At 70.3% G+C, this 24,663-nt stretch carries 26 protein-coding genes; 20 read left to right on the top strand and 6 right to left on the bottom strand.

The features are described from left to right. Window positions 1–12: 12 nt before the first annotated feature. The 12 genes from HZ992_RS03645 (at window position 13) to HZ992_RS03590 (ending at window position 9,960) form a co-directional block, all read left to right on the top strand. Window positions 13–957, top strand: coding sequence for a YicC/YloC family endoribonuclease (locus HZ992_RS03645; protein ID WP_209385337.1), 945 nt, complete (start codon window positions 13–15; stop codon window positions 955–957). A 43-nt stretch (window positions 958–1,000) separates the two neighbouring features. Next, window positions 1,001–1,417 carry a hypothetical protein gene (locus tag HZ992_RS03640; RefSeq protein ID WP_245213343.1) on the top strand — a complete coding sequence of 139 codons (417 nt, stop codon included), beginning with the start codon at window positions 1,001–1,003 and terminating at the stop codon, window positions 1,415–1,417. Window positions 1,418–1,493: 76 nt separating this feature from the next. Beyond that, window positions 1,494–1,811 (top strand): hypothetical protein, encoded by a 318-nt coding sequence (locus HZ992_RS03635; protein ID WP_209385336.1) that lies wholly within the window; start codon window positions 1,494–1,496, stop codon window positions 1,809–1,811. After that, on the top strand, window positions 1,808–3,217 hold the full coding sequence (locus HZ992_RS03630; protein ID WP_209385335.1) for a TolC family protein: 1,410 nt from the start codon (window positions 1,808–1,810) through the stop codon (window positions 3,215–3,217). The genes HZ992_RS03635 and HZ992_RS03630 overlap by 4 nt, the downstream gene beginning before the upstream one ends. A 16-nt stretch (window positions 3,218–3,233) precedes the next feature. Continuing rightward, entirely contained in the window at window positions 3,234–4,613 is a 1,380-nt protein-coding gene (locus HZ992_RS03625) for a multicopper oxidase family protein (RefSeq protein ID WP_209385334.1), read from the top strand. Beyond that, the gene (locus HZ992_RS03620; protein WP_209385333.1) at window positions 4,600–5,100 is read left to right on the top strand and encodes a cupredoxin domain-containing protein; all 501 of its coding nucleotides are present in this window, start codon (window positions 4,600–4,602) and stop codon (window positions 5,098–5,100) included. Before HZ992_RS03625 ends, HZ992_RS03620 begins: the two co-directional genes overlap by 14 nt. A 33-nt stretch (window positions 5,101–5,133) precedes the next feature. Next, a complete protein-coding gene (locus HZ992_RS03615; protein ID WP_209385332.1) occupies window positions 5,134–5,427 on the top strand; it encodes a copper-binding protein in 294 nt (97 codons plus the stop codon). A 2-nt stretch (window positions 5,428–5,429) separates the two neighbouring features. Beyond that, complete coding sequence (locus HZ992_RS03610; protein ID WP_245213342.1) at window positions 5,430–5,915, top strand: c-type cytochrome; 486 nt, start codon at window positions 5,430–5,432, stop codon at window positions 5,913–5,915. A 40-nt stretch (window positions 5,916–5,955) separates the two neighbouring features. After that, entirely contained in the window at window positions 5,956–6,576 is a 621-nt protein-coding gene (gene gmk, locus HZ992_RS03605; protein ID WP_209385331.1) for a guanylate kinase, read from the top strand. A gap of 19 nt (window positions 6,577–6,595) precedes the next feature. After that, window positions 6,596–6,799, top strand: coding sequence for a DNA-directed RNA polymerase subunit omega (gene rpoZ / locus HZ992_RS03600; RefSeq protein ID WP_054155240.1), 204 nt, complete (start codon window positions 6,596–6,598; stop codon window positions 6,797–6,799). Window positions 6,800–6,877: 78 nt separating this feature from the next. Next, entirely contained in the window at window positions 6,878–9,154 is a 2,277-nt protein-coding gene (locus HZ992_RS03595; protein WP_209385330.1) for a RelA/SpoT family protein, read from the top strand. After that, entirely contained in the window at window positions 9,151–9,960 is an 810-nt protein-coding gene (locus tag HZ992_RS03590) for a DUF6683 family protein (RefSeq protein WP_209385329.1), read from the top strand. The genes HZ992_RS03595 and HZ992_RS03590 overlap by 4 nt, the downstream gene beginning before the upstream one ends. 9 nt (window positions 9,961–9,969) lie before the next feature. Here HZ992_RS03590 and greB read toward each other — a convergent pair whose 3' ends face one another. Beyond that, complete coding sequence (gene greB / locus HZ992_RS03585; protein WP_209385328.1) at window positions 9,970–10,530, bottom strand: transcription elongation factor GreB; 561 nt, start codon at window positions 10,528–10,530, stop codon at window positions 9,970–9,972. 38 nt (window positions 10,531–10,568) lie between these two features. Here greB and HZ992_RS03580 point away from each other — a divergent pair, with 38 nt between their 5' ends. The 3 genes from HZ992_RS03580 to HZ992_RS03570 are packed head-to-tail and all read left to right on the top strand — an operon-like array spanning window position 10,569 to window position 13,805. After that, complete coding sequence (locus HZ992_RS03580) at window positions 10,569–11,711, top strand: NAD(P)/FAD-dependent oxidoreductase (protein WP_209385327.1); 1,143 nt, start codon at window positions 10,569–10,571, stop codon at window positions 11,709–11,711. 13 nt (window positions 11,712–11,724) lie between these two features. Next, window positions 11,725–12,813, top strand: coding sequence for a tartrate dehydrogenase (locus HZ992_RS03575; RefSeq protein WP_209385326.1), 1,089 nt, complete (start codon window positions 11,725–11,727; stop codon window positions 12,811–12,813). After that, window positions 12,810–13,805 (top strand): 2-dehydropantoate 2-reductase, encoded by a 996-nt coding sequence (locus HZ992_RS03570; RefSeq protein ID WP_209385325.1) that lies wholly within the window; start codon window positions 12,810–12,812, stop codon window positions 13,803–13,805. The genes HZ992_RS03575 and HZ992_RS03570 overlap by 4 nt, the downstream gene beginning before the upstream one ends. A 554-nt stretch (window positions 13,806–14,359) precedes the next feature. Here HZ992_RS03570 and HZ992_RS03565 read toward each other — a convergent pair. Both HZ992_RS03565 and HZ992_RS03560 read right to left on the bottom strand, forming a co-directional pair. After that, window positions 14,360–15,049 carry an SDR family NAD(P)-dependent oxidoreductase gene (locus HZ992_RS03565; RefSeq protein WP_209385324.1) on the bottom strand — a complete coding sequence of 230 codons (690 nt, stop codon included), beginning with the start codon at window positions 15,047–15,049 and terminating at the stop codon, window positions 14,360–14,362. Continuing rightward, window positions 15,046–16,248 (bottom strand): trans-sulfuration enzyme family protein, encoded by a 1,203-nt coding sequence (locus HZ992_RS03560; RefSeq protein WP_209385323.1) that lies wholly within the window; start codon window positions 16,246–16,248, stop codon window positions 15,046–15,048. Before HZ992_RS03560 ends, HZ992_RS03565 begins: the two co-directional genes overlap by 4 nt. A gap of 69 nt (window positions 16,249–16,317) precedes the next feature. Between HZ992_RS03560 and HZ992_RS03555 the strand changes: the two genes are divergently transcribed. Together HZ992_RS03555 and HZ992_RS03550 are read left to right on the top strand one after the other, a co-directional pair. After that, entirely contained in the window at window positions 16,318–17,010 is a 693-nt protein-coding gene (locus tag HZ992_RS03555) for a dienelactone hydrolase family protein (RefSeq protein WP_209385322.1), read from the top strand. Between the two features lie 90 nt (window positions 17,011–17,100). Beyond that, window positions 17,101–17,493: a TraR/DksA family transcriptional regulator gene (locus HZ992_RS03550; RefSeq protein WP_209385321.1), complete on the top strand. Its 393-nt coding sequence runs from the start codon at window positions 17,101–17,103 to the stop codon at window positions 17,491–17,493. Window positions 17,494–17,501: 8 nt separating this feature from the next. On the opposite strand, the gene HZ992_RS03545 is transcribed toward HZ992_RS03550, so the two are convergent. Together HZ992_RS03545 and HZ992_RS03540 are read right to left on the bottom strand one after the other, a co-directional pair. Further along, entirely contained in the window at window positions 17,502–18,539 is a 1,038-nt protein-coding gene (locus HZ992_RS03545) for a S1C family serine protease (RefSeq protein ID WP_209385320.1), read from the bottom strand. Then, a complete protein-coding gene (locus HZ992_RS03540; protein ID WP_209385319.1) occupies window positions 18,536–19,912 on the bottom strand; it encodes a phenylacetate--CoA ligase family protein in 1,377 nt (458 codons plus the stop codon). The genes HZ992_RS03545 and HZ992_RS03540 overlap by 4 nt, the downstream gene beginning before the upstream one ends. Window positions 19,913–20,074: 162 nt before the next feature. Here HZ992_RS03540 and HZ992_RS03535 point away from each other — a divergent pair, with 162 nt between their 5' ends. Both HZ992_RS03535 and HZ992_RS03530 read left to right on the top strand, forming a co-directional pair. Then, window positions 20,075–20,821, top strand: coding sequence for a response regulator (locus tag HZ992_RS03535; protein ID WP_209385318.1), 747 nt, complete (start codon window positions 20,075–20,077; stop codon window positions 20,819–20,821). A gap of 10 nt (window positions 20,822–20,831) precedes the next feature. Next, window positions 20,832–22,901, top strand: a complete 2,070-nt coding sequence (locus HZ992_RS03530; RefSeq protein WP_209385317.1) for a GAF domain-containing protein — start codon at window positions 20,832–20,834, stop codon at window positions 22,899–22,901. A 31-nt stretch (window positions 22,902–22,932) separates the two neighbouring features. Here HZ992_RS03530 and HZ992_RS03525 read toward each other — a convergent pair whose 3' ends face one another. After that, window positions 22,933–23,667 (bottom strand): Crp/Fnr family transcriptional regulator, encoded by a 735-nt coding sequence (locus HZ992_RS03525; protein WP_209385316.1) that lies wholly within the window; start codon window positions 23,665–23,667, stop codon window positions 22,933–22,935. 186 nt (window positions 23,668–23,853) lie between these two features. Between HZ992_RS03525 and HZ992_RS03520 the strand changes: the two genes are divergently transcribed. Then, entirely contained in the window at window positions 23,854–24,660 is an 807-nt protein-coding gene (locus HZ992_RS03520; RefSeq protein WP_209385315.1) for a Rossmann-fold NAD(P)-binding domain-containing protein, read from the top strand. Window positions 24,661–24,663: the final 3 nt, after the last annotated feature.

The following is a 24,663-nucleotide window of genomic DNA, read 5'->3' as shown; positions in this document are numbered from 1 at the left end:
GGAAAAGGCCTGATGGCAGTCTACAGCATGACCGGCTACGCCAGTGCCACGGCGGGGGCTCCCGCCCAGGGCGAGGAGGTCGGAAGTGCGGAAACTGGCACGCACCGCGCTCCCGCATCGTCGCAAGGCTCGGTGACCGTGGAGATGCGATCCGTCAACGGCCGCTTCCTCGACCTCGCACTGCGCCTGCCCGACGAGTTCCGCTCGCTCGAACCCGCCCTGCGCGACCTGATCGGTGCCGCCGTGCGCCGCGGCAAGGTCGAACTGCGACTCAATGCGCACACCGAGGCCGATTCCGCGTGGCCGCAACCGCAGCCCGAACAACTCAACCGCCTGACGCGGCTGGAAAGCACGATCCAGGGCTGGCTGCCCAAGGCGCAGGGCCTGTCGGTGCACGAGATCCTGCAGTGGTGCAAGAGCGGATCGAGTCCGGCCCGACTGGACGAAGCGGCGCTCGAGGCGGCCAGGCGCTGCATCGACGGCCTGCGCGAGGCGCGTGCGCGTGAAGGCGACAAGCTGGTGGCGGTGCTGATGGAGCGCGTGCAGCGCCTGCGCGAACTGGCCAAGCAGGCCGAGCCGCTGGTGCCGGCCGTGGTGCAGCGCCAGCAGCAGCGTTTCCTCGAGCGCTGGCAGGAGGCGCTCGAGGTCGTCGGCGCGGGCCAGACCATCCCGCGCGAGGCGCTGCAGGAGCGCGCCATCAACGAGGCTGCGGCCTACGCGATCCGCATCGACGTGGCCGAGGAACTGGCGCGCCTGCGCGCCCACCTCGACGAGATCCAGCGCCTGCTCAAGGCCGGCGGCGAGCTCGGCAAGCGGCTTGATTTCCTCGTGCAGGAGTTGCTGCGCGAAGCCAACACCCTGGCCTCGAAGGCCGCCTCGCTGGAGCTGACCAACATCTCGGTGGAGATGAAGGTGGCCATCGAGCAGCTGCGCGAGCAGGTGCAAAACATCGAATGAGCCTGGATCTTCACGGGCTCGTCGACTCGACTAGACTGGCGGCGTGAAGACTGCCATGCGTACTCTGTGGATCTGCCTCTTGCTGCTGGCGCTGCCGGTGCAAGGGTTTGCCGCGGCGCAGATGACGCAGTGCGGCCCAAGCCATGGGCCCATGCAGCACGCCTCGGTCGGCGGTCACGGCGATGTCGAATCCCGGCACATGCATGAGCAGCTTGCGCAAGAGCATCATCAGCACGCGGCATCGCATGCCGACGACGCGTCGAACGACGGCTCCACGCCTGCGGCCAAGCACCACTGCAGCGCCTGCGTCTCCTGTTGCGTGGGCTTGGCGCTGCCAAGCAGCTCACCGGTCGTGGTCGCGCCATCGGAGGCTACGCTCCACGTCGCGGCCCGCGGCGCCGCCGATCCGGTCTTCCTGACCAGCGGACTCGAACGCCCGCCTCGATCGCCCCGCGCCTGAGCCGCACTCGCCACGGCGAGTGCCGGGACCGGCCGCGCCCGCGGCCGGACGATGCCCCAGTTCACGCGAGGACGACATGGTCCCCATCACTTGGCGCGGGCGCACGCCCGCCCTGCTGGCAGCCGCCTTGCTGCTGGCCACTGCAATGGCCCCGGCCCAAACGCCAGGCGGCGGCGCCAAAGCCGATCCGCTGAATCCGCAGACCGCGGTGCCGGCACTCCGGCACGACTCGGCGCTGGCGACCTACCGACGGATCGGCGAGCCCCTTCCTCTTGGCTGGAAGGAGGCGAATGACACGGCAGCGCGCATCGGCGGCTGGCGCGCGTATGCGCGCGAGGCGGCTGCGCCCGCGGCGTCCGCCCCGCCGACGCCGCCCGGCGGGGGCGCACGATGAGCGCCCGCTGCATCCGGCTGGCCGCGCCGCTCGCGCTGGCCGCGCTGCTGGCCGGCTGCGCGTCGTTCAGCGCGGACGGTGGTTTCGGACAGGTCGAGCAGGTCGCGAAGGACAGGCTCGGCAAGGACCTGTACTGGGCACGCACCGAGGAGCAGCAATCGCGCATCGACCAGCGCGTGGCCGAGTTACTGAGCCGCCCGTTGTCGGCCGACGACGCGGTGCAACTCGCGCTGCTGAATAACCGCGGCCTGCAGGCGGCCTTCTTCGAGCTGGGCATCGGCGAGGCCGATCTCGTGCAGGCCGGCCGGCTGCCCAATCCGGGCTTCAGCTTCGGGCGGGTCACGCGTGGCGACGAGATCGAGCTGGAGCGCGGGCTGCACTTCGACCTCGCGGCGTTGATCGCGATGCCGATGCGGCGCGGCCTTGAATCGCGCCGCTTCGCGCAGACCCAGGGTGCTGCGGCGTCGAGCGTGCTCGCCCTCGCGGCCGACACGCGCAAGGCCTGGGTGCAGGCCGTGGCCACCGAGGAGACCTTGCGCTACACGCGCCAGGTGATGCAGGCCGCCGAGGCCGGCGCGGAGCTCGCGCGCCGCATGGCGCAGGTGGGCAACTTCAACAAGCTGCAGCAGGCCCGCGAGCAGGGCTTCTATGCGGACGCGGCGCTCAACCTGGCGCGCGCGCAGCAGGCCCGGCTGGCCGCCCGCGAGCGGCTGATCCGCCTGCTCGGCCTGTGGGGCACGCAGACGCAATTCACGCTGCCCGAACGCCTGCCTGACCTACCGCCGCAACCGGCCGACCTGCCCGACATCGAGCGCACGGCGCTCGCACAGCGCCTGGACCTGCAGGCCGCGAAGCTCGCCGCAGAGCAGACCGCCCGCAACCTGGGCCTGACGAAGACGACCCGATTCGTCAACGTGCTCGAGCTCGGCGCCGTGCGCAACAGCTCCAACGAGGCACCGACGCAGCGCGGCTGGGAGGTTTCCTTCGAGTTGCCGCTGTTCGACTGGGGCAGCTCGCGTGTGGCACGGGCCGAAAGCGTCTACCGGCAGTCCCTGCAGCGCGCCGCCGAGACGGCGATCAATGCGCGATCCGAAGTGCGCGAAGCCTACGGCGCCTATCGCACGGCCTGGGACATCGCGAAGCACCAGCGCGACGAGATCGTGCCGCTGCGCCAGCGCATCGCCGAGGAGAACCTGCTTCGCTACAACGGCATGCTGATCGGCGTGTTCGAACTGCTCGCCGATGCGCGCGCGCAGATCGCCGGGGTGAACGCCTCGATCGACGCGCTGCGCGACTTCTGGCTCGCACAGGCTGACCTGGACATGGCGATGCTCGGCCGGCCCACGTTCGTGCCGATGGCCGGCCCCTCGCCTGCGCCTGCCGACAGCGGCGGCGCCGGCCACTGAACCCGAAGGACACACCATGGTTTCCCGACGCAATTTTCTCGGCGCCACCGCCGCGGTGAGCGCGGCCACGGTGGGCAAGGCGGCGATGGCCGCACTGCCCGAGCCGGTGCTGCAGACCCGGCCCGACACGATGCCGCCGCTGGTGCCGCCCACCGGCCGACCCTACAACCCGGTCGTCACGCTCAACGGCTGGACGCTGCCCTGGCGAATGAACGCCGGCGTGAAGGAGTTCCACCTCGTCGCCGAACCCGTGGTGCGCGAGATGACGCCCGGATTCAAGGCCCACCTGTGGGGCTACAACGGCCAGAGCCCGGGGCCGACCATCGAGGTGGTCGAAGGCGACCGCGTTCGCATCTTCGTCACCAACCGGCTGCCCGAGGTGCACAGCGTGCACTGGCACGGCCAGCGCCTGCCCAACGGCATGGACGGCGTCACCGGGCTCACCCAGCCGGGCATCCCACCGGGCAAGACCTTCGTCTACGAGTTCGTCGCGCGCCGGCCGGGCAACTTCATGTATCACCCGCATGCCGACGAGATGGTGCAGATGGCGATGGGCCTGTACGGCATGTGGGTCACGCACCCGAAGGCCAAGCATCCGCTGATCGACGAGGTCGACCGCGACTTCTGCTTCCTGCTCAATGCCTTCGACATCGAGCCCGGCAGCGCCACGCCCAAGGTGATGACGATGCTCGACTTCAACCTGTGGGCCTGGAACAGCCGCATCTTCCCCGGCATCGACCCGCTCGTCGTGCGCAAGAACGACAAGGTGCGCTTTCGCATCGGCAACCTGACGATGACCAACCACCCGATCCACCTGCACGGCCACGAGTTCTTCATCACCGGCACCGACGGCGGGCCGACGCCGAAGAGCGCGCGCTGGCCGGAGATCACCGCCGACATCGCGGTGGGCCAGATGCGCCAGCTCGACTTCGTCGCCGACGAGGAGGGCGACTGGGCGATGCACTGCCACAAGAGCCACCACACGATGAACGCGATGGGGCACAACGTGCCGACGATGATCGGCGTGGACCATCGCGAGGTGGTGCGCCAGATCACCGGCCTGGTGCCCGACTACATGGTGATGGGCGAGCGCGGCATGCACGACATGACCGAGATGCAGATGCCGCTGCCCGACAACACCGCGCCGATGATGACCGGCAGCGGCCCGTTCGGCGCGGTGGGAATGGGCGGCATGTTCAGCGTGCTCAAGGTGCGGCGCGACCAGCCGCGGGGCGACTACCGCGACCCCGGCTGGTTCAAGCATCCGCCGGGCACCGTGGCCTACGAATGGACCGGCGCGCTGGCCGAGGCGCCACGCGGCGTACCGCCGGTGCCTGACAAGCAGGCCGTCGAAGTCAAGGTCCGCAAACCAGGAGCAAGCCATGAGCACCATTGATCGCCGCACGCTGCTGATCGCCACGGGCGCGCTGGCGTGCGTCGGCTCCGCGCACGGGCACGGCGAACCGAAACACCCGAACACCGGCGCGCCGGTGGCGAAGGAGCAGCAACCCTGGGGCATCGCCGGCGAAGCGCGGCGCGCGACGCGCACGGTCGATCTGCGAATGCTCGATTCGATGCGTTTCGTGCCGGATCGCCTCGCCGTGAAGCTCGGCCAGACGCTGCGCCTGCGCATCCGCAACACCGGCGCGGTGCTGCACGAGCTCGTCATCGGCACGCCGGCCGCGCTCGACGAGCATGCCGCGCTGATGCTGCGCTTTCCCGACATGCAGCATGACGAGCCCTGGATGGCCCACGTGCCGCCGGGGAAGACCGGCGAGATCGTCTGGACCTTCAACCGCGCGGGCGAGTTCGCCTTCGCCTGCCTCATCGCCGGCCACTACCAGGCCGGCATGGCCGGCCGCATCTCGGTGCGGGCCGCCTGACCCCCAAACAACCACTCCCGAAAGGAATCCGACATGAGAACCCCTTTGCTGTCACTGCTGCTCGCGAGCACCTGTGCCGTCGCCATCGCCGCGGACACCGCCAACCTGAGCGAAGGCGAGATCCGCAAGGTCGACAAGGGCGCCGCCAGGCTCACCATCAAGCACGGCGAGTTGAAGAACCTCGACATGCCCCCGATGACCATGGTCTTCCAGGTCAAGGACAAGGCCTGGCTCGACAAGCTCAAGGCCGGCGACAAGGTGCGCTTCCAGGCCGAAAAGCAGGGTGCCGACTACGTGGTCACGGTCATCGAGCCCAAGGCGGACTGACCGTGGCCTCGCCCAAGCTACTGTGGCTGGGAGCACTGGCCGTGTTCGCGGCGGGCGGTGCGGCAATGGCTTTGTGGGGCGTGACCCAGCCGCCGGGCGAGCCCTGGCGCCTGCAACCCGACGACGCGAAACTGGTGGCGCTGGGGCGGCAGGTCTACGAGGCGCGCTGCGCCTCCTGCCACGGCGCGCGCCTGGAAGGCCAGCCGAACTGGCGCCAGCCCGGCGCCGACGGCCTGCTGCCCGCACCGCCGCACGATGCCAGCGGCCACACCTGGCACCACCCGGACGAGATGCTGTTCCGCATCACCAAGTACGGCGTGGCCCGGGCCGCCAGGCTGACCAACCACGCCTCGGCGATGCCGGCCTTCGAAGGCGTGCTCAGCGACACGGAGATCGTCGCCGCGCTCTCGTGGATCAAGTCGCAATGGCCGCCGAGCGTGCAAACCCGGCACGACGCGCTCAACCGCCCCGAACCGGCATCGCGCTGAGCGGCGATACTTCGCTCTGGCCCGGCACACCGACGCGCTCATGGACTACCCCGGCAACCTCTTCGTCGTCGCCGCCCCCAGCGGGGCCGGCAAGTCGAGCCTGGTCAAGGCACTGCTCGAACTCGACTCGCACCTGGCGGTGTCGGTGTCGCACACCACGCGCGCGCCGCGCGGCCAGGAGCAGCAGGACCGCGAGTACCACTTCATCGGCGAGCCCGAGTTCCGCGCCAAGATCGCCCATGGCGACTTCTTCGAGTGGGCCGAGGTGCACGGCAACCTCTATGGCACCTCGCGCGAAGCCATCGAGGCGCGCATCGCCGGCGGCCAGGACGTGGTGCTCGAGATCGACTGGCAGGGCGCGCTGCAGATCAAGCAGTTGTTCCAGCATGCCGTGCTGATCTTCATCCTGCCACCGAGCTGGGAGGAGCTTCGCCAGCGCCTGATGCGCCGCGGCGAGGACGGCGTGGACGTGATCGCCAGGCGCATGGACAACGCGCGCATCGAGGTGGCCCAGGCCCGGCATTTCGACTTCGTTATAATCAACGCCCTGTTCGAGACGGCCCTCTTCGACTTGAAGACCGTCGTCCACTCCCAGCGTCTGAAGTACGCTGCCCAGCGCCGCAACAAGTCCCAGGTTTTTGCTGCGCTCGATCTGATCTGATCTCCCCCGGAGCATCCGCATGGCCCGCATCACCGTCGAAGACTGTCTCGTCAAGATCCCGAACCGCTTCCAGCTCGTGCTGGCCGCGACCTACCGTGCGCGCATGCTCAGCCAGGGCCACGCGCCGAAGATCGAAACCAAGAACAAGCCCGGCGTGACCGCGCTGCGCGAGATCGCCGCCGGCGAAGTGGGCATCGAGATGCTCCGCAAAGTCCCCGTCTGACGCGCCATTGACCCCATGGCGGCCCTCCTTCGGCCGCCTCGCCCTGCGGGCCCGGTGTCGGCCTGCTAAATTCCGGACATGGGCGACCGTACCCCCGAAGCACTGCGTGACTCGACCGCCTCGTCGAGCCGGCGCAGCGCTGCCCCGGCGAAGCTGGTCACTGCCGACGCCGCCGCCGCCTCCTTCGCGGCGCTGACCTCCAAGCTCGACTACCTCGACGCCGCCGACATCAAGCGCGTGCGCGACGCCTACCGCTTCGCCGACGAGGCGCACCTCGGCCAGTTCCGCGCCAGCGGCGAGCCCTACATCACTCACCCGATCGCGGTGGCCGGCCTGTGCGCCGAGTGGAAGCTCGACGCCCAGGCCATCATGGCCGCGCTGATGCACGACGCGATGGAGGACTGCGGCATCCCGAAGTCCGAGCTGATCGAGCGTTTCGGCGCGCCCACCGCCGACCTGGTCGACGGCCTCACCAAGCTCGACAAGCTGCGCTTCTCGACGCGCGAGGAGTCGCAGGCCGAATCCTTCCGCAAGATGCTGCTGGCGATGGCGCGCGACGTGCGCGTCATCCTCATCAAGCTGGCAGACCGGCTGCACAACATGCGCACGATGGAGGCCATGGCGCCCTCCAAGCGCGTGCGCATCGCCGGCGAGACGCTGGACATCTATGCCCCCATCGCCCACCGCCTGGGCCTGAACCAGACTTACCGCGAACTGCAGGAGCTGTCGTTCCAGCACCTGCGGCCGTGGCGCCACGCGGCGCTGTTCAAGGCCGTGCAGAAGGCCCGCGGCTACCGGCGCGACGTGGTCGAACGCATCCAGCGCGAGGTGGAGAAGGCCTTCACGCACTCCAAGCTGCCGGTGCAGGTGTTCGGCCGCGAGAAGACGCTGTTCTCGATCTACAAGAAGATGAGCGAGAAGCACCTGAGCTTCGCGCAGGTGAACGACATCTTCGGCTTTCGCATCGTCGTGAGCACCTTGCCCGAGTGCTACATGGCGATGGGCGTGCTGCACCAGCTCTACAAGCCGATGCCCGGGCGCTTCAAGGATTACATCGCGATCCCGAAGGCGAACGGCTACCAGTCGCTGCACACCACGCTGGTCAGCCCGCTGGGCACGGCGGTGGAGTTCCAGATCCGCACCGAGCAGATGCACGCCGTGGCCGAGAAGGGCATCGCCGCGCACTGGATGTACAAGTCCAAGGGCGCCGGCGGCAACCACGCACAGGACGCGCAGCGCCTGGGTGCGATGTGGCTGCAGTCGCTGCTGGATATCCAGGACGAAACGCGCGACGCCAGCGAATTCCTCGAGCACGTCAAGATCGACCTGTTCCCCGACGCGATCTACGTGTTCACGCCGAAGTCGAAGATCCTCGCGCTGCCCAAGGGCGCCACGCCGGTGGACTTCGCCTATGCGATCCACTCCGACGTCGGCGATCACTGCGTGGCCGCCAAGGTCAACGGCGAGCCGGTGGCGCTGCGCACCGAGCTGCGCAGCGGCGACGTGGTCGAGATCGTCAGCGCCCCCAACGCGCGGCCGAACCCGGCCTGGCTGAACTTCGTGCGCACCGGCCGGGCGCGCTCGAAGATCCGCCATTACCTGAAGACGATGGAGCAGGAAGAGTCGCAGGACCTGGGCGAGAAGATGCTCGCGCAGGCCCTGCGCGCCGAAGGCCTGCAGCTGCCCGACGAGCGCGAGGAACACGCGCCGCTGTGGCAGCAGGTGACGCGCTGGAGCGGCAACCGCAACCGCGCCGAGCTGCTGACCGACATCGGCCTGGGCCGCAAGATCGCCAGCATCGTGGCCAAGCGCGTGGCGCGGCTGATGGCCGAGGAAGGCCAGCGCCCCGACGCGCTGACGCTGACCATGGGCCGCTACGCCAGCGACGACAACGCGCCGCTGCAGGGCATGGTGCTGATCGACGGCAGCGAAGGCGCCTCCGTGCAGCTGGCGCCGTGTTGCCGGCCGATCCCGGGGGATTCGATCGTCGGCTACCTCGGCCGCGGCGAGGGCCTGACGGTGCACACCGCCGACTGCAGCGTCGGCAAGCGCCTTTTCGAGCGTGACAGCGAACGCTGGATGACGGTCGAATGGGCCGAGCAGCCCACCCGCGCCTTCGAGACCGCGATCGCCGTGCTGCTCAAGAACGGCAAGGGCGTGCTGGCCGAGGTGGCCTCGGCGGTGGCTTCGGCCGAGGCCGACATCACCCACATCGACATGGGCGACGAACGCGCCGCGCAGACCAGCGAGCTGCGCCTGCTGCTGAGCGTGCGCGACCGGCTGCACCTGGCCGAGGTGATGCGCGTGCTCAAGCGCTCTGCCTCGGTGCTGCGCGTGGCGCGCGTCAAGCCGTGAACGCCGCCGGCTGCCTGCGCGGCCTCGGCCTGGCGGCCGCTCTGGCTGGCAGCGGGCTGGCGTCGGCGCAGATCATGTCCAACCCCGGGCAGTGGTACATCAACAACCAGATCTATTCGACGCGCGTCTTCAACGCCACCGTCGGCACAGCCATGACCACCGGCAGCGCAGCGTCGAAGCCAGCGGCCGCGCCGGCTGCACCCCCGCGCGACACGACCCGTTTCGCGATGACGCCTGCACCGCTGCTGCCCGGCCGCATCGCCGAGCGCGAAGCCGCGAGCGCGTCCGCCCGGCGCGACGCGCAGGCGCGCTACCTGCGCTATGTCGAGCTGTATCGAAGCACGGCGCGCAAGGACGGCTTCCCGGCCGACGACCTGGCCTATGCGTACCAGTACTTCGTCGTCAACAACTACCAGATCCACAACGACCTGGTCGACGTGCCGCCCGAACAGGACCCGCGGCTGCGCGGCGCCGTGGACGGCTTTGCCCGCATCGAGGCGGCGGCGCGCAAGCGGCAGCTGCAGGTCTCGCCGTTGGCCGAGCGCAAGGTCTACCAGCAGTTCCGTGCACAGCTCGCTGCCAGCGCCGATGTGCAGAAGATGAACGATGCACAGAAGCAGGAGGCTGCCGAGACCCTGGCAATCGCCTACGGCGTCAACTTCGACGGCTACCTCGCCGGGCTCGCGCGCCGCGACGACGCCCTGGCGCAGCAGGCCCGCGACGCGGCCCGCACCGGCGTCGAGAAGCTGCTCGGCCGGCCGATGGCGCGCATCCGCATCGACGAACGCGGCATCGTTGCCGACTGATCGCCGGCCTCAGGCAGCACCCGGCGCCGGATAGTTCACTTCGACGACCTCGATGCGCTCGACGCCGCCCGGCGTCTGCAGCATCACCTCGTCGCCGACCCGCGCCTTGAGCAGCGCGCGGGCGATCGGCGCGATCCAGCTCACCTCGCCCTGCGTGCTGTCGGACTCGTCGATGCCCTTGATGGTGATGGTGCGCTCGTCGCCCTTCTGGTTGGCGTAGGTCACCGTGGCGCCGAAGAAGACCTGGTCGTGGCCATGGTGCAGCGACGGGTCGACCACCTCGGCGATGTCCAGCCGCTTGGTCAGGAAGCGGATGCGCCGGTCGATCTCGCGCAGGCGCTTCTTGCCGTAGAGGTAGTCGCCGTTCTCGGAGCGGTCGCCGTTCTTCGCCGCCCACGAAACCACCTCGACGATCTTCGGCCGTTCGTCGTCGAGCAGGCTCATCAGCTCGGCGCGCAAGCGCGCGTAACCCTGCGGGGTGACGTAGTTCTTCGTGCCTTGCGGCATCGCCGGCAGCGCGAGTTCTTCTTCGTCGTCGCCGTCGGATTCCTTGGTGAAGGCCTTGTTCATCGCGTCTCGATTCTGCCAGCCGCCGCTACGATGGCGGCATGACACACGAGACCGACGTGATCGTCGTCGGCGCCGGCATCGCCGGGGCCTCGCTCGCCGCCTTTCTGTCCGAGTCGCACCGCGTGCTGCTGCTCGAGGCCGAGTCGCAGCCGGGCTACCACAGCACCGGCCGCTCGGCGGCGATGTTCATGGAGAGTTACGGCACCCCGACGATCCGGGCGCTCACGCGCGCGAGTCGCGCCTTCTACACCGCGCCGCCGGCGGGCTTTTGCGCCACGCCATTGATCTCGCCGCGCGGGGCGATGTACGTCGGCACACCGGCACAGCACGATCTGCTCGACCAGAGCGAGGCCGAACTGCGGCCGCACACGCCGAACTTGCAGCAGCTCAGTGCCGCCGAGGCCATCGCTCGCGTTCCGGTGCTGCGCTCCGATCAGGTCGGCGGCGCGCTGCTCGATCCGGATGCGGCGGACATCGACGTGCACGCGCTGCACCAGGGCTTCCTGCGCCGCGCCAAGGCGAATGGTGCGCTCATCGCCACCGATGGACGGGTCAGCGGACTGCGGCGACAGGAAGGCCGGTGGCACGTCCGCAGCGCCGCGGGTGACTGGCGCGCAGCCACGGTCGTGAATGCCGCCGGCGCCTGGGCCGATGTGCTGGCGCAACTCGCCGGCATCGCGCCGATCGGCCTGCAACCGAAGCGCCGTGCCGCCTTCCTGTTCGCGCCGCCCGCAGGCATGGCGAGCGCCACCTGGCCCTGCGTCTGCGGCGTCGACGAGGGTTGGTACTTCAAGCCCGATGCTGGCGTGCTGCTCGGCTCGCCGGCCAACGCTGACCCGGTCGAGCCTCACGACGTGCGGCCGGAAGAACTCGACGTCGCCACCGGCATCGCCCGCATCGAGGAGATGACCACGCTGCAGATCCGCCGCCCCAGCCACACCTGGGCCGGCCTGCGCTCCTTCGTGGCCGACGGCGACCTGGTGGCCGGCTTCGACCCGTCGGCACCCGGCTTCTTCTGGCTTGCTGCACAGGGTGGCTATGGCATCCAGACCGCGCCGGCGATGGGCGAGCTGTGCGCCGCCTGGGTGCGCGGCGAGGCCACGCCTGCGCCCATCGCCGCCGCGGGTGTGGAAGCTGCGTACCTGCACGTCGATCGCCTGCGCCGACAATCCGATTCATGACCGGAGAACCTGCATGAGCCAAACCCACCGCATCGCCGTGATCCCCGGCGACGGCATCGGCAAGGAAGTGATGCCCGAAGGCCTTCGCGCGCTCGAGGCCATCGGCGCACGCCACGGCATCCGCTTCGAGTGGAAGCACATCGATTGGGCCAGCTGCGACTGGTACGCGAAACACGGCACGATGATGCCGGCCGACTGGTTCGATCAGCTCGCCGGCCTCGACGCGATCTACTTCGGTGCCGTCGGCTGGCCCGACACCGTGCCCGACCACATCTCGCTGTGGGGATCGCTGCTGAAGTTCCGCCGCGACTTCGACCAGTACGTGAACCTGCGCCCCTGCCGGCTGATGCCCGGCATTCCGTCGCCGCTGGTGGATCGCACGGGCCGCGCGCGGCAGCCCGGCGAGATCGACTTCTACGTGGTGCGCGAGAACACCGAGGGCGAGTACTCCAGCGTCGGTGGCCGCATGTTCGAGGGCACGGATCGCGAGGTGGTGATCCAGGAGACGGTGATGACGCGCGTGGGCGTCGACCGCGTGCTGCGCTACGCGTTCGAGCTGGCGAACCGGCGGCCGAAGAAGCATCTCACCTCGGCCACCAAGAGCAACGGCATCGCCATCACCATGCCCTACTGGGACGAGCGCGTCGCGGCGATGGCGAAGAGCTTTCCGGACGTGAAGGTCGACAAGTACCACATCGACATCCTCACCGCGAACTTCGTGCTGCACCCGGACTGGTTCGACGTGGTGGTGGCGAGCAATCTTTTCGGCGACATCCTGTCCGACCTCGGGCCGGCCTGCACCGGCACGATCGGCATCGCGCCGAGCGCCAACATCAACCCGGACCGCAAGTTCCCGTCGCTGTTCGAGCCGGTGCACGGATCGGCACCCGACATCGCCGGCAAGGGCCTGGCCAACCCGATCGGCATGATCTGGTCGGGCGCGCTGATGCTCGAGCACCTGGGTCACGCGCAGGCTGGCGCCGAGGTGCTGGCGGCGATCGAGAAGCTGCTGGCCGACCCGCACGCGCCGAAGACGCGCGACATCGGCGGCACCGCCGGCACGCAGGACGTGGGGCGCGCGCTCGCGGCGCTGCTGGCATGAAGGTCTGCATCGTCGGCGCCGGCGCGATCGGCGGCTTCATCGGCACGCGGCTGGCGCGCGCCGGCGGATCGCAGGTCAGCGCCCTGGCACGCGGGGCCACGCTGCAGGCGCTGCGCACGCAGGGCTGGCGGCTGCGCCAGGGTGGCGAGCTGCTTCAGGCACCGGCCTCGGCGAGCGACGACCCGGCCGTACTGGGCTTGCAGGACCTCGTCGTCGTCGCACTCAAGGGCCAGGCCCTGCCCGAGCTGGCGCCGCGCCTGGCGCCGCTGATCGGTCGGGAAACTGTCGTGCTGCCGGCAATGAACGGCGTGCCCTGGTGGTTCGGGCGGGGCGTGGCGGCGCTCGGCGACTCGCCGCTGCAGAGCGTCGACCCGGGTGGCGTGATCGGCCTCGCCATCCCCTTCGAGCGCGTGCTCGGCTGCGTGGTGCATGCCAGCACCGCGACTTCGGAGCCCGGCCTGGTCGAGCATCGCATGGGCCAGGGGCTGATCGTCGGCGAACCGCTGGGTGGCCTCAGCGAACGGGTGCAACGCATCGTCGCCTTGCTCGTGAATGCAGGCTTCGACGCCACGGCGTCGGCCAACATCCGCCAGGACATCTGGTACAAGTTGTGGGGCAACATGACGATCAACCCGGTGAGTGCGATCACCGGCGCCACCAGCGATCGCGTGCTCGATGATCCGCTGGTGCGGGCCTTCTGCTCGGCGGCAATGCGCGAGGCCTCGGCCATCGGCGAGCGACTGGGCTGCGCGATCGCGCAGAGCCCGGAAGACCGCCACGCCATCACCCGCAAGCTCGGCGCATTCCGTACCTCGATGCTGCAGGACGTGCAGGCCGGCCGCGCCATCGAGCTCGACGCCATCGTCGGCGTGGTGCACGAGCTCGCCACCCGGCTGAGCATCGCAACTCCGAACATCGACGCGCTGCTCGGCCTGACCCGGCTGTTCGGCAGCGTGCACGGGCTCTACCCTGAAGCACCGGGCGCGACCTGAGCCTCTGCTCTTTCGCATTCGATGGATCAGCAAGTTGGGCGATTGACCGGCAGTTCTCGGCCCTTTGCGGCCTTCGTGGGTCTGCTTTGCGTGCGACGGGCATGGTCGCAGGGCGACGGCGGCACCCGCGTTCTCCGGCCCACGCTCGCGGGCGACCACCGAGGGACGCGGCGGCTTCCTCATCAACACCGGGTGTGCCATGCCCTCGCCAGGGCGACCGCGAATGGGGCCTGCGCCCGCGGGCACCACCGCCGCCCTGCCGGCATCAGCGGTGGCCTGCCGTCATGAGGGCCTCAGTGCTTGTGGGGCAGGTGGTTCGGGTGTGCGATCGCAGGCCCCATTCGCGGTCGCCCAGGCGGTGGCAGGACGAAGTTGGTGTTGAGGAGGCATGCGAGGCGAGTCTCGGTGGTCGCCCGCGAGCGTGGGCCGGAGAGCGCATACCCGGACCGCCTGCCCGCGCGCCCATCATTGCGGACCTTCGTGAATGTCTGCAACGGGCCGCAAGCGGTTGCTTCGGAAAGATCCGCTCCTGGGACTTTGACTCCGCACCCGTGTCAAGCACCCAGCCGCAAGTGCTGGCCCTGCACCGCCTCGCCACCGCGCGTGGCGAGGAAGGCAATGGCGTCGGCCGCCGCCGCGGTGCTCACCCAGGCCGACCGATCGGCATCGGGCATCGCGGCGCGGTTGGCCGGCGTGTCCAGCGTGGTCGGCGCCACGCTGTTGACGCGGATGCCGCTGCCGGCCAGTTCGGCGGCAAGCGATTCGACCAGGCGCTGCAGCGCGCTCTTCGAGGCGATGTAGGCGCCCTTGAGCGCCTGCCCTCCGCCGGCCGCCGCCGCGGTCACAGCGACGATGCTGCCGCTGCCCTGCACGCGCATCTGCGCCACCACCGGCTTGGCCAGCGCGACGAAAGACCAGGCGTTCAGGCCGAACATGCGCTCCCACGAGGCGCGCGTCATCTGCGCCACGCCCTCCCCCATCTCGAAGCCACCAGCCACGTGCACCAGCGTGTCGATGCGGCCGAGCGCTTGCACGATGCGGCCGACGGCAGCGGCCACGGCGGCCTCGTCGGCGATATCGACCGCCTCGGCAAACGCGGCACCCGGGAACATCTGCTTCAGCACCGCCGCGTCACGGTCGAACAGCGCCAGCCGCGCGCCGTCGGCCTGGAAGCGCTGCACGACGGCGCGGCCCAGCGCGCCGGCGGCGCCGGTGACGATCACCACGGGGTCCTTCGTGTTCATCGTGTGTGCTCCGGCAAGGCCTGCGCGAGCGCGCGGGCGAGGTCCTTCTTCAGGTCATCGGGATGCTCCAGCCCGACCGAGTAGCGCACGAAGTTCGGCGGGATGCCCGCGGCCTTCATCTGTGCTTCGTTCATGGTGCCCGACCACATCGCCGCGGTGTGCACGATCAGCGACTCCACACCGCCCAGGCTCACTGCATGCGTGGCGAGGTGGAGCGCACCGACGAAGCGGCTGGTCGCCTCGAAGCCACCCCTCACCGCGAAGGCGATCACCGGCCCGCCGCCCTTCATCTGGCGCTGGGCGAGCGCGTGCTGCGGGTGGCTTTCCAGGCCGGGGTAGTGCACGCGCTCGACCTGCGGCTGCTGCTCCAGCCAGCGCGCCAGCGCCAGCGCACTGGCGTTGATGCGCTCGATGCGCACGGCCAGCGTGCGCAGCCCGCGCAGCAGCAGCCAGGCATCCATCGGCGAGAGCACGGCGCCCAGCGTGATGTGCATGCGCCAGATCTTCTCGGCCAATGCGTTCGAGCAGCACACCGCGCCGGCGGTGATGTCGTGGTGGCCGCCGAGCAGCTTGGTGGCGCTGTGCACCACGATGTCGATGCCCAGCGCATGAGGCTGCTGGTTCAGCGGCGAGGCGAAGGTGTTGTCGACGATGGTGAGGATGCCGCGCTCGCGTGCCATCGCCGCCACCGCCTGCAGGTCGGTCAGCACCAGCGTCGGGTTGGCCGGCGTCTCCAGCATGATCAGCTTCGTGTTCGGTCGGATCGCGGCGCGCAGGGCCTCGACGTCGCTCTGCTCGACCAGCGTCGCCTGCACGCCGAAACGCGGCAGCACCTCGTCGAACAGCTTGGCCGTGCTCATGTAGTGGCGCGTCTGCGCCACCACGTGATCGCCGGCCGAGACGAGCGCCAGCACGGTGGTGCTGATCGCGCCCATGCCAGAGGCGGTGAGCAATGCGGTCTCGGTGCCCTCGAGGCCGGCGATGATCGCCGCCACCCGTTCGTGCACCGGGTTGCCGTAGCGCGTGTAGTAGGCCGGGTGGCGCGCACGCGTGGCCATGTCGGCGAACTCACCGGCATCGCGGGCGCGGAAGGTGGCGCTGTAGTGGATCGGCGCGACCACCGACGTGTCGTCGGACAGGCCACTGTCGCCGTGCAGCACGCGGGTGTCGGCGTGCCAGTCGTGGGGGTCGTCGTTCATGCAGCGGGCTCCGGAGGCTGGCGCGGCGCGCCTATAGTGCGGCCGACGCATTATTCCGGAGAGCCGCCCATGCGCAGCGAGTGGATTTCGATCGAGGCCAGCGGAGGCGGCCGCTACGACGCCTACCTGTCGCTGCCGCCGGCCGGGCACGGCCCGGGCCTGCTGCTGTTCCAGGAGATCTTCGGCGTCAACCGCCACATCCGCGCGGTGGCCGACCAGTACGCGCTCGACGGCTTCGTGGTGCTGGCGCCGGACCTGTTCTGGCGCGACGCGCCGCGCGTCGAACTCGGCTACGCCGGTGCGGAGCGCGAGCGCGCGATGGCCCTGCTGAAAGCCGCCGACCCGGCCGACCTGGCCGCCGACATCCAGACCAGCCTCGCCGCGCTGCGCGCGCGGCCCGAGCGCGATGGTCGCGTCGGCGCCTTCGGCTTCTGCCTGGGCGGGCGCCTGGCCTACGTGGCCGCGGCCACCGCCGATGTCGACGCAGCCTCGTGCTACTACGGCGGCGGCATCCACGACCAGCTCGGCATCGCCAGCGGCGTGCGCTGTCCGATCCAGTTCCACTACGGGACGCGCGACTCGCACATTCCGCTGCCCGCCGTCGACCGGGTCAAGGCAGCGTTCAGCGGCCGCGACGTCGAGATCCACCTCTACGACGCCGAGCATGGCTTCAACTGCTGGGAGCGCGCGAGCTACCACGCGCCCTCGGCCGCGCTGGCGCATGCGCGCACGCTGGCGCACTTCGCGCGCACGCTGTTCTGAGCGGGCCCCGCGGGCAGTGTGCTTGTGATTCGTCAAGCGATGCACAGAGCACCGCGCCCACAATGAAGTCGAGATCCCGAGGAGTTGATGATGAGCCCGACCTTTCCGCTCGACCCGCGCAGTGCCGCTGCGGCACAGGTGCGCGCCACGCTGCAGGAGCGCGAACGCGCCCTGCGCGCCGAGGTGGAGGCCGCGCGGCAGGTGGGCCGGACCGACCCTTCCGCCGTGGCGCGCGAAGTGCGTGACCGCGAGGAAGAGGCCGAGGCACAGGTGAGCACCGGCATCAACGACGCCGAGATCGGTCGAGACGTGGGCGAGTTGCGCGAGATCGGCGAGGCGCTGCAGCGCCTGGATGCCGGCCGCTACGGCCAGTGCAAGGATTGCGACGAGCTCATCGACCCGCGCCGGCTGGCGGCCGAGCCCTTCGCGGTGCGTTGCACGCGTTGCCAGGGCGTGCGCGAGCAGGCGCAGCGCCGCATCTAGCCAGCCGCTCAATCCAGACGCAGCGTCAGCAGCGTCTCGCCCCGCATCACCACCATGCGCGTGCCGGCTTGCTGCCGCCACGCGAGCAGCGCCCGTGCCAGATCGGCACTGTGCGCGATCGGGCGGTCGTTGAGCGCCAGCACGATGTCGTCGACCTTCAGGCCCATGCGCTCGGCCAGGCTGCCACGGCGCACCGTGGCGACCATTGCGCCCTGCACCGTGCTGCGCCCGCGCGCCACGGCCACCGGCGCACTCACGTCGTCGAACTCGGCGCCCAGCCGCGGCCGCACGATGCTGCCGCTGGCGCGCAGCTCGCTGACGATGGCCAGGACGATCTCGATCGGGATGGACAGGCTGACGCCGGGCGCGCCGTAGGCGCCCACCACCGTGCGCAGGTTCATGCCGACGATGTCGCCGGCCGCGTCGAGCAGCGGCCCGCCGGAGTTGCCGGGGTTCAAGGCCAGGTCGGTCTGCACGAACAGCAGTTCGGGTTCGTCGCCGAAGTGGCGGTCCATGCCGCCGACGATGCCGGCAGCCACCGAGCGGTTCAGCCCATAGGGCTCGCCCACCGACAGCACCCAGTGGCCCGGGCGCAGCGTGGTGCTGCGGCCCAGCGGCGGCGCCACCGGGCCGGCGCTGTCGATGCGCAGCAGCGCGATGTCGGTGTCGAGGTCGGTGCCGATCACGGTGGCACGCAGCACCCGCTGGTCGGCCAGCTTGACGATCACCTCGTCGCTCTCGCTGACCACGTGGGCGGCCGTCACGATATGGCCCGCCGCGTCGATCAGGAAGCCCCCACCGATGCGTGCGTAAGGCAAGGTGGAGACGCCACGCTCGTCCGAGTTGGGCGGCAGGCCGCCGATCGCGGCCGGCTCGCTGCGCGCCACCCCATACACGCCGACAGCGAACGGCAGCGCGCGGGCCAGCGCCGTCGCAAAGCCGCCGCGCGGATCGGCCGGCGGGGTGCTGCAGGCGGCGAGCAGGCAGGTGGCCGCCAGCGTGGCGGCGCGAGCAGCCCCGGCCAGCCCCGTGAAGAACGAAGTCATCGCGCGGACTCTGCCACGACCCGCTGCAGCTTGCCGCTGCGGCCGGCGTGCCGCGAGGTGCCGCGACGCAGGGCCACCCGCACACCCGCGAGCCCCTGCCGGGCCAGATGCTCGTGCAGCGCGAGCTTCGCGCGGCGGGCATCGGGCTCGCCATGGCAGGCGCCGACGTCCAGTTGCAGGTGGCGCGCCCCGGTCTGGACCAGCTGGAAGTCCAGCACGCCGGCCTCCTCCAGCACGCTGACCAGGGCCAGCGGAGGGAGCATGACGCTGCGGCCTCGTGCATCGCGCAGGCGCAGCATGTCGTCGGTGCGCCCGAGCACATCCATCGCCGGCAGCGGCGAGCCGCAGGCGCAAGGCTGTGCGTGCAGCGTCACGCGGTCACCGATGTCGTAGCGGATCAGCGGCTGCACGTGGTTGGCCAAGTTGGTCAGCCAGGTGGTCGCGCCGCACACGCCGGCCGGCACCGCACTGCCGCGCTGGTCCACCGGCTCGAGCAGCACCCAATCGGCATTCAGGTGCAGCACGCCCAGCCGGCAGGGTGCGGCGATGGCAAGGAACTCGGAGGCACCGTAGCTGTTCGCCGCCGGGCAGCCGAACGCGGCCTCGATCTCGACGCGCATCGCCGTACTGAGGGATTCGCCACCGGTCCAGACCTCGGAGAGCGACAGTTGCAGCCGGCCGGCACGGGCTTCCTCGGCGAGCAGCAGCGCAGCACTGGGGTAGGTGGCCAGCACGGTCGGCGCATGCCGGTGCAACTGTTCGATCAGCTCGGGCAAGGGCTGCAGAAAGTCGAAGCCCTGCAGGCGATGCGCCAGGCCCGGCTGCAGGCGGCGCAAGCGCTGCATCGACACCGTGCTGGCAAAGTGCCCTGTGATGGCGCCGACGAAGGCGATGCGCTCGCCCAGGCACCAGGGATCGAGCCAGCGCCGCAACGGGTTCAGCGGTGGACGGCGCAGCCCCTCGAGCGCGTCGTAGACCGCCATCGCCCGGGCGTCCTGCACGAACAGGCCTGGTTCACCGGAGCTCCCGGAGCTTTCCCACACCACGAAGCGGCCGTCGAAGGCCTCGCCGATGCGCGCGGGGTCGGCCACGAACGCCTGCAGCGCCGGCAGGCGCAGGGCCGGGTCGGTCACCCAGGCCTCGAAGTGCTGCATCAGTTCCGGCTTGGCGATCGGCGCGATACCTTCGAGAGAGCCCTCGCCGCGCCGCCCGGCGAGCCGCCGGCGATAGACCGGCGAAGCGCTTGCTGCCTCCAGCAGCGCCGCCAGACGGGCCTGCCGGCGGCCGGCCAGCATGCGCGGTCCGCCGGCGGACACGGCCAGCACGTCGATGGCGGCCAGGCCGGTCTGCCAGGGGTCGTGGTCGTGGTGCATGGCTCCCGACGCTAGGCGCGACGGCCGCCACCGGGATTGCGCCGGCTCAAGCGCCGCCGGCCGGAAACGTCAAGCGGGAAACCTGCGGGGCCGATGTCTTGATTGACGCAAGGCAAGACGGTGTCTAATGTCGCCCATCCCGCTTTCGAGAATCACCGCCACGTGACGAACCCGACCCACCTTGCCGTTCTCGACGATGAAGTCGACATCACGCGCTTGCTGGGCCTGTACCTGGAGAGCCAGGGCTTCCGGGTCACCCAGCTGCACACCGGCGCGGCGCTGATCGACCTGATGGGCCGCGACCCGCCGACGCTGGTGCTGCTCGACCTCGGCCTGCCCGGCGAAGACGGCTTTGCCATCGCGCGGCAACTGCGCGAGCACTGGCACTGCGGTCTGGTCATCGTCACCGGTCGCGGCGACGCGATCGACAAGGTCGTCGGGCTGGAGGTCGGCGCCGACGACTATGTCACCAAGCCCTTCGACCTGCGCGAGCTGGTGGCCCGCATCAAGGCAGTGCTGCGGCGGCTGGAACCGGTGACCACCCGCCCGGCGCCGCTGCCCCTGGCGCCGGCCGCCGCGCTGGGCGAGAAGACGCGCTTGCGCTTTGCCCAGTGGGAGCTGGACACCGCCGCACGCCGCCTGTGCGACACGCAGGGCCGCGACATGCCGTTGACCTCGGGCGAGTTCGACCTGCTCAGCGTGTTCGCGCGCACGCCGGGCCGCGTGCTGTCACGCGATTTCCTGCTCGAGCAGACACGCGGCCGCAGCGCCGGCCCCTTCGACCGGACGATCGACGTGCAGGTCGGCCGTCTGCGACGCAAGCTCGAGGTCGACCCGGAGGATCCGCAGATCATCAAGTCGGTGCGCGGCGCGGGCTACATCCTCGTGCCGCCGGTGGCTGCGGAATGACCCTGTCGCCGTGAACCCCGCCCCGCCCCCCATCGGCCAGGCGCTGCCGGACGGGTTCGACGTCCAGGGCGTCTTCCGCTCGCTGTTCGCCGCCTATCCCGATGCCTTGCTGGTCGTTGACACCGAGGGCCGCATCGTGCTGGCCAACGACGGCGCGGCGCAGCTGCTCGGCTACGGCGTCGGCGAGCTGGTCGGCCTGGGCGTCGACGCACTGGTGCCCGACGCCATCCGCCCGCGACACGCCAGCTTTCGCGGCGACTACCTGAAATCGCCCCGCCCTCGGCCCATGGGCACGCAGATGGAGCTCGTGGCGCGCCGCCGCGACGGCACCGAGGTGATGGTCGAGATCGCGCTGAGCCCGCTGCAGCAGCACGGCCTGCCTTTCGTCGTGGCGGCCATCCGCGGCATCGGCGCCTACCCGCGTGTGCGCCAGGCGCTTCAACGCGCTCACTACGCCGAGCAGGTGGCGCAGTTCGGCCGCGTGGCCGTCGACGCTCGCGACCCGCACCAGTTGCTCGAACAGGTGCCGCGAGTGGCCGCCGAGGCCCTGCAGGTGGAATCGGCCGCGGTGTACCTGCTCGAGCCGAACCGGCTGGACTTCCGCGTCGCCTCCTGCCACGGCGACTTCCCCGGCGAAGCGCGCGGCGACCACGTGCCGAACCGGCCCGACACCTTGCCCGGCTTCGTGCTCGCGCAGGGCCGACCGGTGCGCGTCGACGACTGCGCCGCGGAGCATCGCTTCGCCGTCCCGGAGAGCCACCGACGCGCCGGGCTGGCCAGTGCGCTGGCCGTCCCCTTGTCCGATCGAGGCCGGATCGTCGGCGCGCTGTCAGTGCGCGCACACCGGCCCGGCCGCTTCGGCGACGACGAGCTTCGCTTCCTCGACGCGCTGACCAGCCTGCTGGCCACCAGCTTGCAGCGAGCGCAGACCGAAGAGGCACTGAACCATTCGCAGCGCCTGGAGAGCGTGGGCCAGCTCACCGGCGGCATCGCGCACGACTTCAACAACCTGCTGACGGTGATCTCCGGCAACCTGCAGGTGCTGGAAGACCTGCCGGCCGTGGCCGGTGACCCCTTCGCGCAGCAGCTCGTGGGCGCGGCCTCGCGTGCCAGCCGCCGCGGCGCCGAGCTGACAGGCAAGCTGCTCGCCTTCTCGCGCCGCCAGGTGCTGCAGCCCACCGCGCTGGATGCGGGTGCGCTGCTGCAATCGCTGGCCGACATGCTGCGGCGAACGCTCGACCAGCGCATCCGCATCGAAGTCGACACGCCCCCGGAGTGCCCGCCGGTGCTGGCCGATGCCGGCCAACTCGAGTCGGCGCTGCTGAACATCGCCATCAACGCACGCGACGCGATGCCCGACGGCGGGCTGCTCTGGTTCGCCTGCCGCGAGGTGCCGGCGCGTTCGCCGGACCTGCCCGCCGAGCTGGCGGAGCACGACGGCGTCTCCTACGTCGCCATCGCCGTCGGCGACAACGGCGCAGGCATGTCCGACGCGGTGAAGGAGCGCGCCTTCGAGCCTTTCTTCACCACCAAGGAAGCCGGCCGCGGCACCGGGCTGGGCCTGTCGACGGTGTACGGCTTCGCCAAGCAGTCGCAGGGTGCGCTGCGCCTGGACAGCACACTCGGGACCGGCACCACGATCACGCTGTTCCTGCCCGGCGAGAAGGGTGCAGCCAGCCTCGACGGCGAAGCCGACGCCGCGGTGGGCACGGTGCCGCCGGGCTTGCACGTGTTGCTGGTGGAAGACGATGCGGAGGTGCGCAGCGTGGCCCAGCGCTTCCTCGCCGCGCTGGGCTGCAGCGTGACGGCCTGCGCCAACGGAGAGAAGGCTCTGGAGGAATTGGGAAAGCCCGGCGACTTCGACCTGCTGCTCACCGACATCGCCCTGGGCACCGGCATTCGCGGCACCGAACTTGCCGAGCAGGTGCGCCAGCGCCTGCCGGGCCTGCCCGTGCTGCTGATGAGCGGGTACGCCAGCGCCCTGCTCGAGGCGCCGCCCGGCTGGGACCTGCTGCGCAAGCCCTACACCCGGGCCGAGCTGGGCCGTGCGATGGCACGCGTGCTGGGCGCGGGCGCGTGAGCGCCCGTTCGGGTTCCGGGGCTCGAAGACTTCAGTGAATCACCGCGGCGCTGCTGGCGGCAGCGGGCGTGACGCAACGCTGGATGAATTCGCTGAGCGCCTCGACCTGCGGGATCTGGATCTCGCGGCGGCCCTTCTCGGCGAAGCGGATCACGTCGGTGCGCGCCAGGCGCGACAGCGCGCGGCTCACCGTCTCCAGCGTCATGCCCAGATAATTGCCGATCTCGGCTCGGGTCATGCGCAGCGTGATCTGGTCGGTGCGCAAGCCGCGGTCGGACAATGCCTCGGCCCAGTTGCGCAGGAAATCGGCCACGCGCGCGTCGGCGGGCAGCGTGCACAGCGACATCATCGAGTCGCGGTCGCGGCCGATCTCGCGGCTCATCGCCTCGTGCAGCACCGACAGCAGTGCCGGCCGGGCGATGCAGGCCTCGAGCAGCGCGTCGTAGCGGAAGGTCCAGACCTCGCCGGTGTCCATCGCGATCGCGTCGCAGCCGTAGCTGCCGGTGGCGATGCCGTCGAATCCGAGCCAGTCGCCTCGGAAGTGAAGGCCCACAACCTGCTCACGGCCATCGGGGGAGAGATTGACGATCTTCACCATGCCCGAGTTCAGCACGTGCAGGTTGGTGAACCGTTCGCCGGACTGGTAGAGCGCGTCACCGGCATGCACCACGCGGCGCTGAATGGGCAGCGCCTCGCGCAGCAGGTCGAGGCAGGCGGCAATGCGCTGGCTGTTGGTCTGGGCGCCTTGGGGGGTGGTGGCATTCATGTGACTTGCTCCTTGTCAATGAAAGCGAGTCTCGGGGCCGAGCGAAAACACCGTGAGAACAGTGCGGCACGCTGGGTAACGCTGCGTAAACGGTCTGTCTCTGCGAGGTATCACGCGTCCGAACGCCGCTCACATTTGACGCCGATCAAGGCTCCGGCGCCCAATGTGGGTAGCTTCCAGCCTGAGATGTACCCTCGCCCCAGCATCCACCACCGCAACCTCTGGTCGGTGGGCACCCTGTCGCGTTCCGACGTGCTCGACGTGCTCGAGACGGCGCGCCGCCTCAAGCAGGCCCGCCTGAGCGGGCAGGCGGTCGCGCCGCTGCGGGGCTGCAACCTGGCCCTGCTCAACGACTCACCGCCGGCCGAAGGCACCGGCAGCCTCCGCCATGCCGCACTCGGCCTGGGCGCCCAGGTGTCTCACCTTCGCCCCAGCGACGCCCGCATCGCCCCCGACACCGCCGACGAGGCCACGGCACGCATGCTGGGGCGGCTTTACGACGCCATCGACTGCGAGTCCATGGCACCGGAACTGGTGGCGCGGGTCGCCCGCAGCGCCGGCGTCCCGGTGTTCAACGGCCTGGGTTCGCACGGTCACCCGACGCGTGTGCTCGCCGAACTCCTGAACATGCAGGACCAGTGTGGCGGCAAGCCGCTCGACAGCCTGAGCGTGTGCTTCGTCGGCGACCCACGCACGCCCTGCGGCGATGCGCTGTTGCACGCCGCCGCGGCCACCGGCATGGAGTTGCGCATCGCCGCACCCCGCCACCGCTGGCCGCCGCCGGAACTGCTGGAACGCCTGCGCGCGCGGGCCGTCGCCCGCGGCGAGCGCTTGAAGCTGTACGAGAGCACCGCACAGGCCGGCACGGACACCGACATCGTCGTCGATGCCCAGGCCGACCCGCCCTGGCCCATGGGCGGCCAGGTCGGCGCCGACCGTGGCGACTACCGGCAGTTCACGCTGCAGGCCTTGCTGGTGTCGACGATCTCCTGAACC

Origin of the sequence: Rhizobacter sp. AJA081-3 (assembly GCF_017795745.1) — a bacterium.
Classification (GTDB): domain Bacteria; phylum Pseudomonadota; class Gammaproteobacteria; order Burkholderiales; family Burkholderiaceae_C; genus Piscinibacter.
The sequence above is the reverse complement of the archived record's forward strand: the minus strand, read 5'-3'. Positions and strand labels throughout refer to the sequence as shown.